This is a genomic window from Mycobacterium sp. NGS41, from assembly GCF_059812725.1.
Map to the genome: position 1 here is coordinate 24,954 of NZ_JCALDF010000007.1, position 16,160 is coordinate 41,113.

At 64.9% G+C, this 16,160-nt stretch carries 16 protein-coding genes; 12 read left to right on the forward strand and 4 right to left on the reverse strand.

Annotated elements, in window-relative coordinates; translation table 11 throughout:
• Positions 1–21: 21 nt before the first annotated feature.
• The 3 genes from AC5Y21_RS08880 to AC5Y21_RS08890 are packed head-to-tail and all read left to right on the forward strand — an operon-like array spanning position 22 to position 3,492.
• Complete coding sequence (locus AC5Y21_RS08880; RefSeq protein WP_499911415.1) at positions 22–1,392, forward strand: LLM class flavin-dependent oxidoreductase; 1,371 nt, start codon at positions 22–24, stop codon at positions 1,390–1,392.
• Positions 1,385–2,569, forward strand: coding sequence for a CaiB/BaiF CoA transferase family protein (locus AC5Y21_RS08885; protein WP_499911780.1), 1,185 nt, complete (start codon positions 1,385–1,387; stop codon positions 2,567–2,569). The genes AC5Y21_RS08880 and AC5Y21_RS08885 overlap by 8 nt, the downstream gene beginning before the upstream one ends.
• A 14-nt stretch (positions 2,570–2,583) precedes the next feature.
• The gene (locus AC5Y21_RS08890; RefSeq protein WP_499911417.1) at positions 2,584–3,492 is read left to right on the forward strand and encodes an HpcH/HpaI aldolase/citrate lyase family protein; all 909 of its coding nucleotides are present in this window, start codon (positions 2,584–2,586) and stop codon (positions 3,490–3,492) included.
• 82 nt (positions 3,493–3,574) lie between these two features.
• Here AC5Y21_RS08890 and AC5Y21_RS08895 read toward each other — a convergent pair whose 3' ends face one another.
• The gene (locus AC5Y21_RS08895; RefSeq protein ID WP_499911419.1) at positions 3,575–4,468 is read right to left on the reverse strand and encodes a PfkB family carbohydrate kinase; all 894 of its coding nucleotides are present in this window, start codon (positions 4,466–4,468) and stop codon (positions 3,575–3,577) included.
• 108 nt (positions 4,469–4,576) lie between these two features.
• Between AC5Y21_RS08895 and AC5Y21_RS08900 the strand changes: the two genes are divergently transcribed.
• From AC5Y21_RS08900 to AC5Y21_RS08910, 3 genes are all read left to right on the forward strand, one after another.
• Entirely contained in the window at positions 4,577–5,188 is a 612-nt protein-coding gene (locus AC5Y21_RS08900; RefSeq protein WP_499911421.1) for a TetR/AcrR family transcriptional regulator, read from the forward strand.
• Positions 5,189–5,265: 77 nt separating this feature from the next.
• The gene (locus AC5Y21_RS08905; protein WP_499911423.1) at positions 5,266–6,645 is read left to right on the forward strand and encodes a flavin monoamine oxidase family protein; all 1,380 of its coding nucleotides are present in this window, start codon (positions 5,266–5,268) and stop codon (positions 6,643–6,645) included.
• A gap of 111 nt (positions 6,646–6,756) precedes the next feature.
• The gene (locus AC5Y21_RS08910) at positions 6,757–7,125 is read left to right on the forward strand and encodes a hypothetical protein (protein ID WP_499911425.1); all 369 of its coding nucleotides are present in this window, start codon (positions 6,757–6,759) and stop codon (positions 7,123–7,125) included.
• 38 nt (positions 7,126–7,163) lie between these two features.
• On the opposite strand, the gene AC5Y21_RS08915 is transcribed toward AC5Y21_RS08910, so the two are convergent.
• Entirely contained in the window at positions 7,164–7,763 is a 600-nt protein-coding gene (locus AC5Y21_RS08915; protein ID WP_499911427.1) for a TetR/AcrR family transcriptional regulator, read from the reverse strand.
• Between the two features lie 91 nt (positions 7,764–7,854).
• Entirely contained in the window at positions 7,855–8,940 is a 1,086-nt protein-coding gene (locus AC5Y21_RS08920) for an NAD(P)H-dependent amine dehydrogenase family protein (RefSeq protein ID WP_499911429.1), read from the reverse strand.
• 97 nt (positions 8,941–9,037) lie between these two features.
• Between AC5Y21_RS08920 and AC5Y21_RS08925 the strand changes: the two genes are divergently transcribed.
• From AC5Y21_RS08925 to AC5Y21_RS08945, 5 genes are all read left to right on the forward strand, one after another.
• Positions 9,038–9,895 carry an SDR family NAD(P)-dependent oxidoreductase gene (locus AC5Y21_RS08925; RefSeq protein ID WP_499911782.1) on the forward strand — a complete coding sequence of 286 codons (858 nt, stop codon included), beginning with the start codon at positions 9,038–9,040 and terminating at the stop codon, positions 9,893–9,895.
• Positions 9,896–10,511: 616 nt separating this feature from the next.
• Entirely contained in the window at positions 10,512–10,895 is a 384-nt protein-coding gene (locus AC5Y21_RS08930) for a DUF1330 domain-containing protein (protein WP_499911431.1), read from the forward strand.
• Positions 10,896–10,948: 53 nt separating this feature from the next.
• Entirely contained in the window at positions 10,949–12,307 is a 1,359-nt protein-coding gene (locus AC5Y21_RS08935; protein WP_499911433.1) for a WS/DGAT/MGAT family O-acyltransferase, read from the forward strand.
• A gap of 7 nt (positions 12,308–12,314) precedes the next feature.
• Positions 12,315–12,800 carry an NUDIX hydrolase gene (locus AC5Y21_RS08940; protein WP_499911435.1) on the forward strand — a complete coding sequence of 162 codons (486 nt, stop codon included), beginning with the start codon at positions 12,315–12,317 and terminating at the stop codon, positions 12,798–12,800.
• An 18-nt stretch (positions 12,801–12,818) separates the two neighbouring features.
• Positions 12,819–13,724, forward strand: a complete 906-nt coding sequence (locus AC5Y21_RS08945; RefSeq protein WP_499911437.1) for a haloalkane dehalogenase — start codon at positions 12,819–12,821, stop codon at positions 13,722–13,724.
• A gap of 19 nt (positions 13,725–13,743) precedes the next feature.
• Here the strand turns inward: AC5Y21_RS08945 and AC5Y21_RS08950 are convergent, their stop codons facing one another.
• Entirely contained in the window at positions 13,744–14,787 is a 1,044-nt protein-coding gene (locus AC5Y21_RS08950) for a DUF2330 domain-containing protein (RefSeq protein ID WP_499911439.1), read from the reverse strand.
• Between the two features lie 73 nt (positions 14,788–14,860).
• On the opposite strand from AC5Y21_RS08950, the gene AC5Y21_RS08955 reads away from it, so the two are divergent.
• A complete protein-coding gene (locus tag AC5Y21_RS08955) occupies positions 14,861–16,105 on the forward strand; it encodes a cytochrome P450 (protein WP_499911441.1) in 1,245 nt (414 codons plus the stop codon).
• Positions 16,106–16,160: the final 55 nt, after the last annotated feature.

The following is a 16,160-nucleotide window of genomic DNA, read 5'->3' on the forward strand; positions in this document are numbered from 1 at the left end:
TCAGATGTTAGATTTGGCGATATGCGAAGCGACAAGATGGCCCTCGTTGCCTTCATGCAGGCGGGCAGCACCTCTGTATACGCGGGCTCGTGGCGGCACCCCGCGACCGAACACCGCTACCTGGACGCGTCCTACTACGCGAAGATCGGGCGCCAACTCGAAGAAGGCTGCTTCGACCTGATGTTCTTCGACGATCGCCTGGCGATGCCGGGCGTCTACGGCGGATCGGTAGCCGAGGCGGTGTCCTACGGCGCCCGGCCGGTCAAGCTGGACCTCGGTGTCGTCCTCGGGGTGCTGGCGCAGGCCACGTCGCGCATCGGGCTGGGCGCGACGTACTCGACCACCTACTACGCGCCGTTCCATGTCGCGCGCACCTTCGCGACGCTGGATCACCTGTCCGGCGGTCGGGCGGCCTGGAACGTGGTCACCTCCGTCAACGACAGCGAGGCGCAGAATTTCGGCGTCGATTCCCATCTGGGCCATGACGAACGGTATGACCGCGCCGACGAGTTCATGGACGTCGTCACCGGACTTTGGGACACCTGGGAGGACGACGCGATCCTGCACCACCGGGCATCGGGTCACTACGCCGACCCGGAAAAGGTGCACGAACTCGGGCACGTCGGCCGGTACTTCTCCGCGCGGGGGCCGCTGACCGTGCCGCGCACTCCGCAGGGCCGACCGGTCATCATCCAGGCCGGGTCGTCGGGTCGGGGGCGTGAATTCGCTTCGCGTTGGGCGGAACTGATCTTCACGGGCGACCCGGGGATCGACGTCGCGCGCAGCCACTACGCCGACCAGAAGGACCGTATCGCCGCCGCGGGACGCGATCCCGCGGCGGTCCGCATCTGTCCGATGGCCTACGCTGTGGTCGGCGAATCCGAGGCGCACGCCAAGGACCGCGAAGCCTTGTTCCTCAACGATCTGGTTCATCCCATGGCGTCGCTGACATTGTTGTCGGAGTTGATGAATTACGACTTCGCGCAGCATGATCTGGACGATCCCGTGACCGACGAGCTGATCGCGTCGGCCTCCGGCATCCGCGGATTGGTGCAGAACCTGCGCGCGCATATCTCTTCCCGCGACGCGGGTGGCCTAGTCACTGTGCGCGACCTAGCCGGCCATCGCGCCACCCTGCTGCAGGGGCCGCGCTTCGTCGGCACGGGTGAGCAGGTCGCCGATCAGATGGCGGAGTGGTTCGAAAGCGGTGCGTGCGACGGGTTCGTCCTTGCGGCAACGCATCTGCCGGGCGCGTTCGAGGACGTGGTGCGCATGGTGGTCCCGGAACTGCAGCGTCGCGGCCTGTTCCGCACCGAGTACGAGTCGTCGACCTTACGAGAACACCTTGGGCTGCAACGACCTTCGAACGCTCTCGTGGGTGCCGATGCTTGACGGCGTGCGGGTACTCGACCTCGCGACGCTGGCGGCCGCTCCTCTGGTCGCGACCTATCTGGGCGAGTTTGGCGCCGAGGTGATCAAGGTCGAAGAACCACGACACGGCGATCCGATCCGGGCATGGGGCAACCAGCGCGACGGCGTCGGCCTGATGTGGAAGTCGATTTCGCGCAACAAGCGATCGGTCACGCTGGATCTGCGCTGCGCGGAAGGTCAAGAGCTGGTGCGCCGGCTGGTGCAGCTTGCGGACGTCGCCATCTTCAACACCCGGCCGCAGACGTTGCGCAAGTGGGGCCTGGACTACGAGAATCTGCGTGCGGTCAACGAACGAATAGTGGTGCTGCACATCACCGGATACGGGTTGACCGGTCCGAAGAGCGAACGCCCCGGCTTCGGCACCCTCGGGGAAGCGATGAGCGGCTTCGCGCATATCACCGGTCAGGCCGGCGGGCCGCCCACCCTGCCGCCGTTCATGTTGGCCGACGGCGTCGCATCGCTGAACGCCGCGTATGCGGTGATGATGGCGTTGTACCACCGCGACGTGCACGGTGCGCCGGGGCAGCTGATCGACGTCAACCTCATCGACCCACTGGCGCGTCTCCTGGAGCAGACGTTGCTGGGCTACGACCAATTGGGCCTGGTGCCAGAGCGTTCCGGCAACCGATGGGATATCTCGGCTCCACGCAACACCTATCGCACAGCGGACGGGCGCTGGCTGGCCATGTCCGGTAGTTCACCGGCACTGGCGCTGCGGGTGTTTCGTGCGATAGGCCGTGGTGACTTGCTCGCCGATGCCGACTTCTCGGATCCCCAACGACGGTTGGCGAGGGCGCACGAAGTCGACACCGTCGTCGCGAACTGGGTTGCGACGAAGACGCTTTCAGAAGCGATGGAGGTCTTCGAGGCGCATGAGGTGGCCGCCGCACCCGTTTACGACATCAGCGACCTGCGCGCCGACGAGCAACTCGAGCATCGCGGTGTGTTCGTCTCCGTCGACGACGAACAACTCGGCCCGATGACGGTGCAGGCGCCGGTTCCGCGTTTCTCCTCGGCGACCGGAACGGTGGGGCATTTGGGTTCGCGCCTCGGTGAGCACAACGGCGAGGTCTACGGCGAATTACTCGGCTTGACTCCAACCGAAATCGACGACCTGCGCGCACGTGGCGTGGTGTGAGAGAAGGAATCCCGTTGACCGAATTGCTTCGTCGCTCCGAACTCGCGGTGCCCGCGAGCAACGACAACATGTTCGAAAAGGGCGCAGGATGCGGCGCGGACCTGGTGTTCCTGGATCTCGAGGACGCGGTTCCGGCGGCCTTCAAGCAGGAGTCGCGCACCAAGGCCATTGCCGCGCTGAACGACATCGACTGGGGCCGCAGCGTCCGCGCGATAAGGATCAACGGCCTGGACACCCAGTGGTGCCACGACGACATCATCGACGTGGTGAGCAAGGCCGGCGAGAACCTCGACACGATCATCATCCCCAAGGCACGCAAGGCCCGCGACGTCTGGTGGGTGGACGTGTTGCTCACCCAGCTGGAGTCGAAGCTGGGACTGCACAACACGATTCGGCTCGAAGTGCTCATCGAAGAAGTTGAAGGCCTGGCTAATGCCGAGGAGATCGCGGTGGCCAGCCCGCGACTGGATGCGTTGATCTTCGGCGTGGGCGACTTCTCGCTGTCGCAGGGTGCGCGGGTGGACACCAACTTCGTCCCGCTCGGCGAATATCCCGGTGATTTCTGGCATTACGCGCGCAACAAGGTGATTGTCGCGGCGCGCATCGCCGGAATCGACGCGATCGACGCGCCCTATCCCGACTACCGCGATCTCGTGGGTTATGAACGCGACGCCAAGCGCGCAGCGTTGTTGGGTTACACCGGAAAGTGGGCGATCCACCCCGACCAGGTGCCCGTCGCCAACGAGGTCTACGCACCAACCGCCGACGAAATCGCCCGAGCGCAGCGGAATGTCGCGGCCTACCGCGAAGCTGAGGCGAAAGGCCGTGGCGCGGTGGGGGTCAACGGTGTGCTGGTCGATGCCGCGCACGTGAAGATGGCTGAGCAGACACTGGCACGCGCCGCGCTGATCAATGGCCGTTGACACCGGGTCAACGGCGAATCGACTCTGCGGCCAGGGCGTGCTAATTCGCGAAATCGCCACCGTGGCTGCAGGATCGATGCCATCACCGCAGACTCGAGACCAGCGTGCTCAAGTCGGGGCGCCCGCCAAGGCGTTGCACTGTCGAGCTGGCGGCCGCAGCGGCTCGTCGACCCGCCTGCCGCGGGCCGGCGCCGTCACGCAGGGCTGAAATAAGCCCGGCCACAAAGGCATCGCCGGCACCCGTTGGATCCACGACGTCCACGTCGGCGAGCTCGAACAGCTCATTACCGCCGTTCCACACCACGAGATCGCCGACGTCGGGAACCGCGAGCGCGACCAATTTCGGCCCGCACTTCAACAGATGGTTGGCCAGCGTAGTCGCCTGCGCCACAGTGGTGACGTCTTTACCGGCGATCAGCGCGGCCTCGCTGGCGTCGGCTCGTATCACATCCACCGAGGAAAGAAGCTCGTCTTGAATACCCGGCGGCGGTGTGCCATCGGCGACCACGCGCAGTCCTCGTCGCTGTCCCCGCTGCGTGGCCGCCAGCACTGTCGCCGCCGGCTGCTGCAACTGAATCGACACCGTGTCGGCGCCGTCCAACAACGAGGACGACTGATCGAGGTCCGACACTTGCACCAACGAGGTTTCCGGCACGTCTTCCAGCAGCAGCCGCTTCGCCGGCTCGCCGACGATGTCAATCAGCAACGCCGTGGTGCCGCGACGCACGACGCCGTCGACGTCGATGCCGTCAGCTTCGGCTTGCTGCAGCACCGACTTTCCAGCGAAGTCGTCGCCGACGACACCAATGAGCGCGACCGGTACGCCGAGCTGGGCAAGGCCGACGGCCTGGTTGGCGCCCTTGCCGCCCAGCAGCTCCTCGCGCTGCAGGACGGTGGTGGACTCACCTACCGCGGGCGGCCCGTCGGTGCGCAACACCAAGTCGCGCCCGATTTGGCCGATCACCACAACGCTCATAGGGCTACTGGTGCCCGTTTTCAGCGCGGGTACTCGGGCTGCGCTTGCCGAAGGGGTCACATGGGCTACCGTGGCGCCATCTGGGTGGACGTCCGAGATGGGAGTTCGATGCCATACGTCGAGTCCGCTTTGCGTAGCAAGCAGGCAGTGGCTGCCGCGCGCGCAGTGCTCATGCGGGACGGTGTCGGCGGCACCACGATGCGCGCGGTGGCGACCGAAGCCGGCATCCCGCTGGGGACGCTGCAATACGTCTTCCCGACCAAGCTGGGCCTGCTTCGCGCGGTCATCGAGGACGTCGTCGCGGAGATTGCCGACCTGCTGAGGAGTTCGGCTGAACTCGATTCCGGGCTGGAACACGCGATCCGGTGCGGGTTGCGCAATTTCTGGGAAAAGCTGGTCGTCGACCACCGTGATCTGCAGCTCGTGCAGTACGAGCTTGTTACTCACGCTTTGCGTACGTCCGGCTTGGAGAATCTTCCGCGCTGGCAATACGAGAGGTACACCGACGTCGTTGCCGACTGGTGTCAGAAGTCAGCGGCACAGGCGGGGGAGAAATCCGCGGTCCCCTTCGACCGACTCGCACGCGTGCTGGTGGCCAGCGTCGATGGGCTGATCCTGCAGCACGTGGTCAACCCCGATGTCACCCGTTCCGCGCAGGACCTCGAGGCGATCATCGACACGCTGATCGCCCTGGCTGCGGTTCGGCCGTCGCCAAACTGATCCTTGTGGGCTGAGCTTGGATGCCTTACGCTTCTATCAACTAAGTCATACGACTGTATGAATTCGAAGGATTCACCATGACGGACGTGGATGTGGTTGTCGTCGGCGCTGGCCTCGCCGGGCTCTCGGCAGCCCGTAAGCTGGCCGCGGCCGGGAAATCGGTGCGGGTCCTCGAGGCACGTGACCGGGTCGCCGGCCGCAACCTCGGCGGCTTTCTGAGCAACGGCGTGCCGGTCGAGATGGGCGGCCAGTGGGTGGGACCGGGCCAAGACACCGTACTGGAGCTGATCGACGAGCTCGGTCTGGAGACATTCCCGACCTACGACACCGGCGACGCGATCACGTTCTACGACGGACAGGCGGTCCGGTATTCCGACATGACGTTCGGTCTTCCGCTCGATAGCCTCGCCGAGATCGGTCGCCTTTTGGTGGAGATCGAGACGCTCGCCGCCTCGATACCGATCTCGGCGCCGTGGGACGCGGCAGGTGCGGCGGAGCTGGACCGACAGAACTTCGACACATGGCTGGCCGGCAACACGACCGACACGCTGGCACTTCGGTTTTTCCGGCTGATCGTGCCTACCTTGTTCTCCGCGGAGACGCCCGAGCTCTCGTTGCTGCACTTCCTGTTCTATATCCGTTCAGGCAACAGCTTGGCAACGATGATCGCTGTTACCGGCGGCGCGCAGGAAAGGCGTGTGGTCGGTGGGACGCACCGGATCTCCGAGCGGATGGCCGAGGAGCTCGGCGATCGGGTTCAGCTCGGCGCGGTGGTACGCACCATCGTCCAAGACCCTGACGGCGTCACCGTCTCTTACGAGGACGCCGACGCCGGCACGACGGACGCGGTCACGGCTGGCCAGGTGGTGGTCGCCATCCCGCCGACGCTCGCAGGCCGGATCCGGTATCTGCCGCCGCTGCCCGCGGCGCGCGACGGCCTCACTCAGCAGTTCCCGGCCGGATCGGTAATCAAGTTCCAGATTGGCTACGACACCCCGTTCTGGCGCGAGGATGGTCTGAGCGGGTTTGTCACCAGCCTTGACGACGCGTTCAACGTCGTCATCGACAACTCCCCGCCCGACGCCTCTTGCGGTGTCCTGGTTGGGTTCCTCGAAGGCGCCCACGCCCGGGAAGCCGCGGAGCTGCCGACCGAGCAGCGCCAGAAGCTGGTGATCGATGCGTTGGTGAAGTACTTTGGTCCGCAGGCCGCGGAGCCTTTCGACATCGTCGAACAGGATTGGGCGGCAGAGGAATTCACCCGCGGATGCTATGGTGGCCGGCTCACCGCCGGCGCGTTGACGCAGTACGGCAAGGCACTGGCCGCGCCCGTCGGACGCGTCCACTGGGCCGGAGCGGAGACCGCTCAGGTCTGGAGTGGCTACATGGACGGCGCGATCACCTCAGGCCGCCGCGCCGCCGATGAGATCCTCGGGGCCACATCAACGGCCAGCCGGTAAGCGACGACGTCCACACTGCTTTCGACGGCGAAACAGACTCAAGTATGGGGTGTTTCGGACCTCGCGGACTGGACGGCGTTTATTTTCGTCAACATTGGGCAAGCGACAGACATGTCAGTCACAGCATTCAAGGATCTGCCGTTGGCGGACCGCGGCCGCAAATGGGACGGCGCCGCGGCCGAGAAGCGCGTGCGCAAGTGGGCCGACGCCACGGAGGCGCCGAACCAGAAGTACCGCAACGCCCACGTGTGGTACGACTCCGCCAACAAGTCCAACTTCACCGCGTACAAGCTCCTGATCGCCGATGTGATCGGTGGCGAGTTGAAAGTCGTGCCCCGCGGCGTGATGATCGCCGGCGCGATTATGGACGGCGCGCGTGGGGGCATTGACTTGCCCAAGGCCGACATCAGCCGGGTCAAAAGCCACCTGGCGAAGTACTACAAGAAGATGAATGACAGCGCGCCCTGGGAGCGCAGCTAGCTTGCCTAACTGACACCGAGCCTGCGCCCACGGCGTCGTCAGCGCCTTTGCCAGTGCGGACTCTTGACGGCTTCGAGGGCTTCGGTGATGTAGCGATCCAGTGGCCGTGGGCGTCTGCCAGATTGGCGCACCCACCGCTGAAAGCCGAAATCGGCTGCGGCAAAGGTGAGTTGGACGAGCAGCCCGGGACGGATGTCGGCGTCGGGGTTGGTGCCCATGCGTTCGGCGACCAGCTTCGTCGCCTTCTCCCTATCGGCGGGCGTGTGCATCGTGAGCTTGTCGAGCAGACCGGGTGCCACCAGCAGTGCCGCCCGCCAGTCTTCGGTGTCGGAGTCGTCGAAAGACCGTGTCCGGGTGGTCATCGCGTTGATCAGCGCGACATCCGGCGGTTCGCTGGCCGGCCGCTGTTCGAGTAACGCGACGACTTCGGCGCCGCCATGGCGCACCGGTGCGAGCAGCAATTCCTCTTTCGTCGGCATATGCCGGAAAAGCGTGCGCGGGGAAACCCCTGCAGCAGCGGCGATTTCGTCGGTCGTCACCCCGTCGTAGCCGCGATCGGCGAACAACCGGAACGCCGCGCGTCTGATGTCGGCCCGGATCTGCGCCCGCTGTCGATCTCGCAGCGACTCGCCGGTCATCGGAAGCAGCCGATCCCGCCCAGGTCACGCAGGTCGGCGGTTGTCGCGCTGAGTTTGTCGTCGAGGATGTCGACTGGCCGGTGGCAGTAGGTCACGGTGAATCGACCGCTATGTCGGCCGCGGCTCGTCCAGCGAACAGCGGTAGGTCGATGTAGGTCTTGATACCGGGCTCGGCAGCGCACACGTCAGGAATGGCGTTGACACAATGGTTGGCGGTAACCACGATTCCCGGGTTTCTTTGCAGCCCTTCGGCGATCGACGGTGGTTGTAGTCCTTTGAAGGTGAGGCTGATGTCCGGGTCGCCGGTGATCTCGACCTCGAAGCGCTCGCCGCGTTCGCCGAACGACCAGTCCGGGTCCAGGTTTTCCTCACCCATGAGCCAGTTGACGGCGGCCGTAATCACTGGCTCGCCGTCAACAATGGCTTGCCAGCGGAACCGGCGCGCGGCCACGGTTCCGGCGGTGATCGGGAACGGGTCGTAGTCGATGTCGGAGGTCGCCACCGCAATCTCCTGAATAGTCCTGATATTGGGATCGATGCGAAATCCCATGTGGTCGGCGATCATTCGGACCGACATCTTGAAGCCGGATTCGAGCAAGCTGGCCATTGGCCCTTGCATGGCCGCCTCGGGGGTACCGCCGAAGCCCATGATGTGACGCACTACGTCGGGAGCGTTGTAGGTGCGGATGTCGGAGAACTCTTCGGCGCGCACGTGGGTGACCGCCGACGACAGCGAGGACACCATCAACGGGAATCGTTCCGTGATGCCGCCGGGGTGGATGCCCGACCCGTGCAGCGTCACACCACCTTCGAGTGCGGCGTCGGCGACGGCTTTGTGCCGCGAGTTGCTGAGGTCGGGGTATACCCAGCCGACCGGGGTCACCACGTTTTTGCCCGACCGCAAAATCGCAATGACCTCTTCGTCGTTCGGGATCAAAGGGCTGTACATGACGCAGTCGGCGTCCAGTGCCAGTATCTCGTCGATGCTGGACGTGGCGGTGACCCCCAGCGGAGCGGTGCCGAGGATCTCACCGACGTCGCGACCGTTCTTGTCCCCGCTGTGTACCCAGCATCCTGCGAGTTGGAGCTGCGGGTGGTTCTGCATGCACTCGATGGCGGCCTTGCCGACGCCGCCGGTTGCCCATTGGATGACACGAAGCTTGGACGGGTTACTCATCAGCGACCTTCCGACTAGTTGCGCTGGCTCGACAGCACCGGCAGGCTATGACCCATTGGCAGTCACTGTCAACGACGGCACACCAGAAAGGCCGATGATGGGCGTCCTCGACGGCAAGGTTGCTATCGTCACGGGAACCAGTCGCGGAGTGGGCGTTGGCATCGCCCATGAACTGCTGCGCGCCGGCGCCACGGTCATCGGCTGCTCCCGCTCGCCGTTAGACACCATTCCAGGTATCGACGACGACTGGGCAGCCCGTGCCTCGCAAAAGGTTTGCGACCAAGGCGATTACCGCTCGATCGACTCGTTCGTCAGCGACGTGGTGGCCGCACACGGCCGCATCGACATCTTGGTGAACAACGCCGGCGGAACGGTCCAGGCGCCGCATGCGGAAGGCATTCCCGAACTCGTTCAGCGCATCCAGGGTGCACCCCGCAGCGACGACGAGTACGAGCGCACCGCGCTGTTTCACGCCTACGCCGTGCAGATGAATCTGATCAGCCCGCTCTGGTTCGCCGTTCGCGTATACCGGCAGATGCGCACGCAGGACGCCGCCGGCTGCATCATCAACATCTCCAGTGGCGCCGGGCATCCCGCAGGTTCACCGACGTTGGTCTCATACGGCGCGGCCAAAAGCGGGCTCAACCACTTGACGAGATCGCTGGCCGAGGAGTGGGGGCCGAAGGTGCGGGTCAACTGCATCGCGTTGGGCCCGACGATGACGGAAAACTTCCGATCATTCGTGTTACCGAAGGATGAACCAACCGGCGAAAAGTACTTTGCGGCAGTGCCATTGCGTCGCGCCGGTGAGCCCGCGGAGGTGGGCCGCGTCTGCGTTTTCCTCGCCGGCGGAGACGCGGACTTCGTCAACGGAACCACCATCGAACACGATGGCGGGATGCTGCCCGGAGTGCTCTACGACGCGGGCCTGAAGACCATCACCGATTTGCTGTAGCCAAGCCATTCAGCGAAACCGCACACCGCGATCGTCGTTCGGGCTAATACTTTCGGCAGGTCCACATCAACAGTTGAGGAGGCGTTGTGCATCGGACACTCGTGGCAGCAATGGGGGTTGTCGTCGTTAGCTGCTGGGCAGGGCTGCCTCAGCCGCCGCACGCCGCCGCAGAAAACCCGGTGTGCACCCCGACCTGGTGCTCCTTCCTGTCTCCGTCACGCAACATCGGCTGCGAAATGAACTACCAACGCGGCAGTGGCATAGCCGACGAAACTTACTGTCAGTCCGACTCGCCGCCGCAGTCGGTGCGTATGTCGACCGACGGGGCGTTCAAGCCCTGTACGGGCGCTACCTGTCTAGGCAATGCGGGCCAAGGCACTCCGACGCTCGCCTACGGCCTGACCGCCAACCTCGGCCCGTTTAACTGTCGGTCCGAGCCCAGTGGGGTCACCTGCACGGTCACCGGCGGCCGGGGCTTCACCATTTCCAACGCGGGGATTACTCCCGTCGGGTAACGGGACTCTAGGGGTGAGCAGACGCAAAAGCCCCCCGACACGCCGACGAAAAGGGAACTTTTGCGTCTGCTCGCCAAGTCAAGTGACGCAAGGAGATTCAGATGGCAGCCGCACTAGAACCCACCCGCGAGCAGATCACGGCACTGGCCGCACGGCCGGCAGACGAGCCGGTGGTGATGGTCAATCTGCTGAAGTTCAAGACCGAGGGCGGCCTGCAGTCCTACCTACAGTACGGACGGGAGGTCGCGCCGCACCTGCAACGCGTCGGGGCCACCGTCCGCTACGCCGGAACCTCGTCGGCCTATGTCATCGGTGATGGCGAAAGACCTTGGTGGGATGCCATTCTCATCGTCGAATACCCGACACCGCAGGCCTTCATCGACATGGTGACCACCCCGGAGTACGCCAAGGTGCACGAGCATCGCGCGGCCGGACTGGAGCGCGGCGACCTGATCGCCACCTCGGCATGGTCGCTTGCGCCGTAGTCAGCATCGAACCGGTGATGGCGGCCATTTCGGAATCGCGGTCTAATAGGCGGATGGAAATGATGAGCCCCACTGACTCGGTATTTCTGTTCGCGGAATCACGTGAGCATCCCATGCATGTGGGTGGCTTGTCGTTGTTCGAGCCGCCGGAGGGCGCCGGACCGGAGTTCGTCCGGGAGTTCACCGATAACTTGGTGGCCAACGACGAATTCCAGCCGACATTCCGCAAGCGCCCCGCAACGATCATGGGTGGAATCGCTCCCTTGGCATGGGCCTACGACGACGACATCGACGTTGACTACCACGTACGGCGCTCGGCGCTGGCGTCGCCGGGCCGGGTCCGCGAGTTGCTCGAGTTGACCTCCCGACTGCACACCAGCCTGCTCGATCGTCATCGTCCGCTGTGGGAGCTGTACGTGGTGGAGGGTCTGACCGACGGTCGGTTCGCCATGTACAGCAAAATGCATCACGCGCTGATCGACGGCATCTCGGCGATGAAGCTGATGCAACGCACCCTGTCCGTCGACCCAGCCGACTCCGAGGTGCGGGCAATGTGGAGCCTGCCTCGGCGAAGGCGTCAGAAGTCGGGCAGCTCGTCGCGACTGGGCACACTGACCAGTACGGCGGGATCCGTTGTGGAACTTGCCCCCTCGACGGTGAAGCTGGCCCGCGCGGCGTTGTTCGAGCAGCAGTTGACGCTGCCCATGACGGCGCCGCACACGATGTTCAACGTCAAGGTCGGGGGTGCGCGGCGGTGCGCCGCTCAGTCCTGGTCGCTGGATCGTGTCTTGAGTGTCAAGAAAGCGGCCGGGGTCAGCTTCAACGACGCCGTCCTGGCCATGTGTTCCGGCGCGCTGCGCTACTACTTGATCGAGCAGAACGCGCTGCCGGACGCCCCGCTGATCGCGATGGTTCCGATCAGCCTGCGCTCGAAGGAAGACGCCGACGCCGGGGGCAACATGGTCGGCAGCATTCTGTGCAACCTCGCGACCGACGTGGAGGACCCCGCGGAGCGGATAGAGGCGATCAGTGCCTCCATGCGCGGCAATAAAAAAGTCTTCGCCGACTTGCCGCGACTGCAGGTGCTGGCGTTGTCGGCGCTGAACATGGCCCCGCTGACGCTGGCCGGTGTCCCGGGTTTTGTCGCGTCTACGCCACCACCGTTCAATCTGGTCATCTCGAACGTCCCCGGACTGGGGGAGCAGATGTATTACGGCGGCGCGCGACTGGATGGCAGCTACCCGCTGTCGGCGATCCCGGACGGGCAGGCACTGAACATCACGCTGGTCAATAATGCGGGCAATCTCGACTTCGGTCTGGTCGGATGCCGCCGCAGCGTGCCACACCTGCAGCGGTTGCTTGTCCACCTGGAAACGTCGCTCAAAGACCTGGAACGCGCCGTAGGCGTCTAACACATTCATGCCGAAACTCAGCGCGGGGCTGCTGCTATATCGCGTCCGCGCCGGCGTCGTCGAGGTCTTGATCGCACACCCGGGCGGTCCATTTTGGGCACGCAAGGACGACGGTGCCTGGTCGATCCCGAAAGGCGAGTACGACGACGGCGACGACCCCTGGGTCGCCGCGCAACGGGAGTTCTCCGAGGAGCTGGGGCTGCCGGTGCCCGACGGGCCGCGAACCGATTTCGGTCCGCTGAAACAACCCAGCGGCAAGGTGGTCACCGCTTTCGCCGTCGGGGCCGACCTCGACATCACCGAAACGCGCAGCAACACCTTCGAATTGGAGTGGCCGAAGGGCTCGGGCAGAATGCGGGAGTTCCCCGAGGTGGACCGGGTCGGCTGGTTTCCGGTGGCCCAGGCACGCAGCAAGCTGCTCAAGGGCCAGCGCGCGTTTCTGGACCGGTTGATGGCGCATCCGGATTTGGCGGGCTTAAGCGAAGGGACGTGAGCGCGGTATCTTCCACGCATGCAGAAACTGCGAACTCCCGACGACCGGTTCGACGACCTACCCGACTTCCCTTATGCACCAAGCTATTGCGAGGTCCCCGACGACGACGGCGGGACACTGCGGGTCGCCTGGGTCCAGGACGGCCCGGAAGACGCCGATCCCGTTCTGATGCTGCACGGCGAACCGTCGTGGTCTTACCTGTACCGCAAGATGATTCCGGCATTGGTTGCCGCCGGGCATCGGGTCGTCTGCCCGGATCTGGTCGGGTTCGGTCGTTCGGACAAGCCGACCCGGCTCGAAGACCACAGCTACGCGCGGCATGTCGAGTGGATGCGGGCGCTGGCGTTCGATGTTCTCGATCTGCACAACGTCACCCTGGTCGGTCAGGACTGGGGTGGGTTGATCGGCTTGCGGCTGGCCGCGGAGCATCCCGAGCGCTTCAAACGGATCGTCGTGGCCAACACCGGGCTGCCGAACGGCGAGCAACCGATGCCGAAGATCTGGTGGCGGTTCCGCGAGGTGATCCAAACGCAACCGGACTTGAACATCGGCTGGTTCATCCAGGGGGCGTGTCTTCAGCAGATGAGCGACGAGGTGCGGGCCGGCTACGACGCACCGTTCCCCGACGACACGTATTGCGTTGGGCCACGCGCCATGCCGGGCCTGGTGCCGACCTCACCCGACGACCCGGCGGCTGCGGCCAACAAGTCGGCTTGGACGACGCTGTCGATGAGTCCGACACCCATGCTGGTCGCCTTCAGCGACAGCGATCCGTTCACCGGAGCGATGGGCCCGATCTTCCAGCGCGAGATGCGCGGCGCACAGGGAATCGATCACCCGCTGCTGCGCGGCGCCGGACACTTCCTGCAAGAAGACGCCGGTGTGGAACTGGCCAACCACATCGTGGAGTTTTTGCGGCGCTGATCGCTCAGCAAGGGGACCCCTACATGACAGCGCGTCGGCGCCGTCGCCGGACAACCACAACGATCACTACCACGGCGGTGATTACGGCGACGAACATTAGGATCGGCTCGATCGGGATCTCGACGTCGTGGTTGACGTAGACCACCTGCCGATACGCGTCGTCGTTGGCTGCGTTACCGAACTCGAAGTCCGACGAAATCTTCGACGGCGTAGGAATATTCACCTGCATCTTGGTCAGATATGCGCCGTGGTTTCCGGTCAATTCGCGCAGCAGCGGGTCGTGGACGGCACTGGACACGTTGCCGGCGAACTGGACTTGGACGGACTGGCCGGCAGCGTCGGCATCGGTGCGCTGCTGTCGATGTTCGGTCAGCGTGAAGATGGTGACTTGTTGCGGATCTGCCGCCGCGACCGATAACCGCATGGGGTAGACCAGCCGCGATGACTGGAACGTCATCCGCACCGGCTTGAGACCACCCACAATCGGGGTCGTGCTTGTCAGCCGCATCGCGACGAACGACCAGCCGTCACGTACGTAGGGATCCAGCGCAGCCGACACCGCCGGCCGGATCGCATACCCGTTGTCGGTCAACCACTTCTGCAGACCGGCCAGATCGCCGCCGGCCAAGGTGGTCGCTTCCAGCGGTCCCAACTGCACCTGATTGACCACGCTCGGGGCGCCGGTGGGCGCTGCCGCGTGCGGTGCGGACAGCGCGAGAATCGATACCACTTTCCACTGCCGGCGCTGCTTGGTCTCCGGCGCGGTGAGTGAGTTCAATTCGGTGAATGTGGCCTTGTCGGCCGCTGCGACCTTTGCCGGGGTGGGGGTCGGCACCACGAGGGCAACGTTGTCGGTGCTGGCGTCCAACGCCAGTTGCATGACGATGTTCTCGGTTGAGCCGTCCCAATGCGCAAGGGCGACTTCGTGATTCATCATGGCTTGACCGTTGGGCGGGGCGACCACGGCGCCGCAGGCGCACGCGTGGCTCGGCGCGGCCAGTGCCACGGTGGCACCGGCGAGCATGGTCACAGCGGCGACCCGGCACGCGCGGAGCACCGTCATGGCCCACATGTTACGTGGCGGTGTAGCAGGCCGCGTCAGTTTCGATATCGTCGTGCACAGGCACAATGTGAGGATGACGACGCGGTCCATCGAGCCCACCGACCTGGACGAATCCCAAGCGCTGCTTCGGCAGCTGCTCGACTCGGCCAACCGGGCTGATCCCTACCCGATCTACGCGAAGTTTCGTGACCGCGGACCGCTGCAACTACCCGAGGCCCGACTCGCCGTCTTCTCGACCTATCGGGACTGTGACGAGGTGCTGCGGCACCCGTCGTCGAGCAGCGACCGGATGAAGTCGGCGATCACGCAGCAACAGATCAGCGCCGGGCTGGCGGCATCCCCGCAGTTCCCCCCGGGATTCTTGTTCCTCGACCCGCCCGACCACACCCGGTTGCGCAAGCTGGCCAGCAAGGCGTTCGCCCCCAAGGTGGTGAACGCGTTGCAACCCGACATTGGTGCGCTGGTAGAGGGATTGCTCGACCCGATCGCCGAGCGTGGCGGATTCGATGCCGTCGACGACTTCGCCTATCCGCTGCCGGTCGCGGTGATCTGCCGGTTGCTCGGTGTGCCGCTGGAGGACGAGCCGCAGTTCAGCCGCGCATCCGCGCTACTGGCGCAGGCGCTGGACCCGTTCGTCACGTTTACCGGTGCGCCGGCGGAAGGCATGAACGAGCGGATACAGGCCGGTACGTGGCTGCGTGAATATCTGCATGCGCTGATCGAGCAGCGCCGCTCCCGGCCGGGCGACGATCTGATGTCGGGTTTGATCGCGGTCCAGGAGTCCGGCGACCAGCTGACCGAGCAAGAGATCGTCTCCACTTGCGTCCTGCTGCTGGTTGCCGGACATGAGACGACGGTCAACCTGATCGCGAATGCGATCCTGGTGTTGCTGCGTCAGCCAGGGCAGTGGGGCGCATTGGGAGCCGACCCGAGCCGAGCCGCGGCGGTCATTGAGGAAACGCTGCGTTACGACCCGCCGGTGCAAATGATCGGGCGAATTGCCGCTGAGGACATGACGATTGCGGGTCTCGACATACCCGCCGGCGACGTGATGATGCTGCTACTGGCCGGGGCCCAACGTGATCCCGCCGAGTTCGAGCGACCGGATGACTTCGACCCAGACCGAGGCACGGTGCGGCACTTGAGTTTTGGTCGCGGCGCACACTATTGCCTGGGGGCGCCGCTGGCGCGGCTGGAGGCCAGCATGGCGCTGTCGGCGCTGACGGCGCGTTTCCCCGCCGCGCGGTTGGACGGCGAGCCGCAGTACAAGGCCAACGTCACGCTGCGCGGCCTGTCGACGCTGGCCGTTGCGGTCTGAACCCCGTCGCCCACCCCTCGGACGAGCGTGCGTGTTTGTACAGCGACACGCCGGT

Excerpts from the sequence above, each read along its gene's own strand:
- AC5Y21_RS08900 (WP_499911421.1), top strand. The coding sequence starts at position 4,577 with ATGCCATACGTCGAGTCCGCTTTGCGTAGCAAGCAGGCAGTGGCTGCC.
- AC5Y21_RS08950 (WP_499911439.1), bottom strand. The coding sequence starts at position 14,787 with ATGACGGTGCTCCGCGCGTGCCGGGTCGCCGCTGTGACCATGCTCGCC.
- AC5Y21_RS08915 (WP_499911427.1), bottom strand. The coding sequence starts at position 7,763 with ATGACCGGCGAGTCGCTGCGAGATCGACAGCGGGCGCAGATCCGGGCC.
- AC5Y21_RS08940 (WP_499911435.1), top strand. The coding sequence starts at position 12,315 with ATGCCGAAACTCAGCGCGGGGCTGCTGCTATATCGCGTCCGCGCCGGC.
- AC5Y21_RS08920 (WP_499911429.1), bottom strand. The coding sequence starts at position 8,940 with ATGAGTAACCCGTCCAAGCTTCGTGTCATCCAATGGGCAACCGGCGGC.
- AC5Y21_RS08885 (WP_499911780.1), top strand. The coding sequence starts at position 1,385 with ATGCTTGACGGCGTGCGGGTACTCGACCTCGCGACGCTGGCGGCCGCT.
- AC5Y21_RS08955 (WP_499911441.1), top strand. The coding sequence starts at position 14,861 with ATGACGACGCGGTCCATCGAGCCCACCGACCTGGACGAATCCCAAGCG.
- AC5Y21_RS08935 (WP_499911433.1), top strand. The coding sequence starts at position 10,949 with ATGGAAATGATGAGCCCCACTGACTCGGTATTTCTGTTCGCGGAATCA.
- AC5Y21_RS08925 (WP_499911782.1), top strand. The coding sequence starts at position 9,038 with ATGGGCGTCCTCGACGGCAAGGTTGCTATCGTCACGGGAACCAGTCGC.
- AC5Y21_RS08880 (WP_499911415.1), top strand. The coding sequence starts at position 22 with ATGCGAAGCGACAAGATGGCCCTCGTTGCCTTCATGCAGGCGGGCAGC.
- AC5Y21_RS08945 (WP_499911437.1), top strand. The coding sequence starts at position 12,819 with ATGCAGAAACTGCGAACTCCCGACGACCGGTTCGACGACCTACCCGAC.
- AC5Y21_RS08905 (WP_499911423.1), top strand. The coding sequence starts at position 5,266 with ATGACGGACGTGGATGTGGTTGTCGTCGGCGCTGGCCTCGCCGGGCTC.
- AC5Y21_RS08910 (WP_499911425.1), top strand. The coding sequence starts at position 6,757 with ATGTCAGTCACAGCATTCAAGGATCTGCCGTTGGCGGACCGCGGCCGC.
- AC5Y21_RS08895 (WP_499911419.1), bottom strand. The coding sequence starts at position 4,468 with ATGAGCGTTGTGGTGATCGGCCAAATCGGGCGCGACTTGGTGTTGCGC.
- AC5Y21_RS08930 (WP_499911431.1), top strand. The coding sequence starts at position 10,512 with ATGGCAGCCGCACTAGAACCCACCCGCGAGCAGATCACGGCACTGGCC.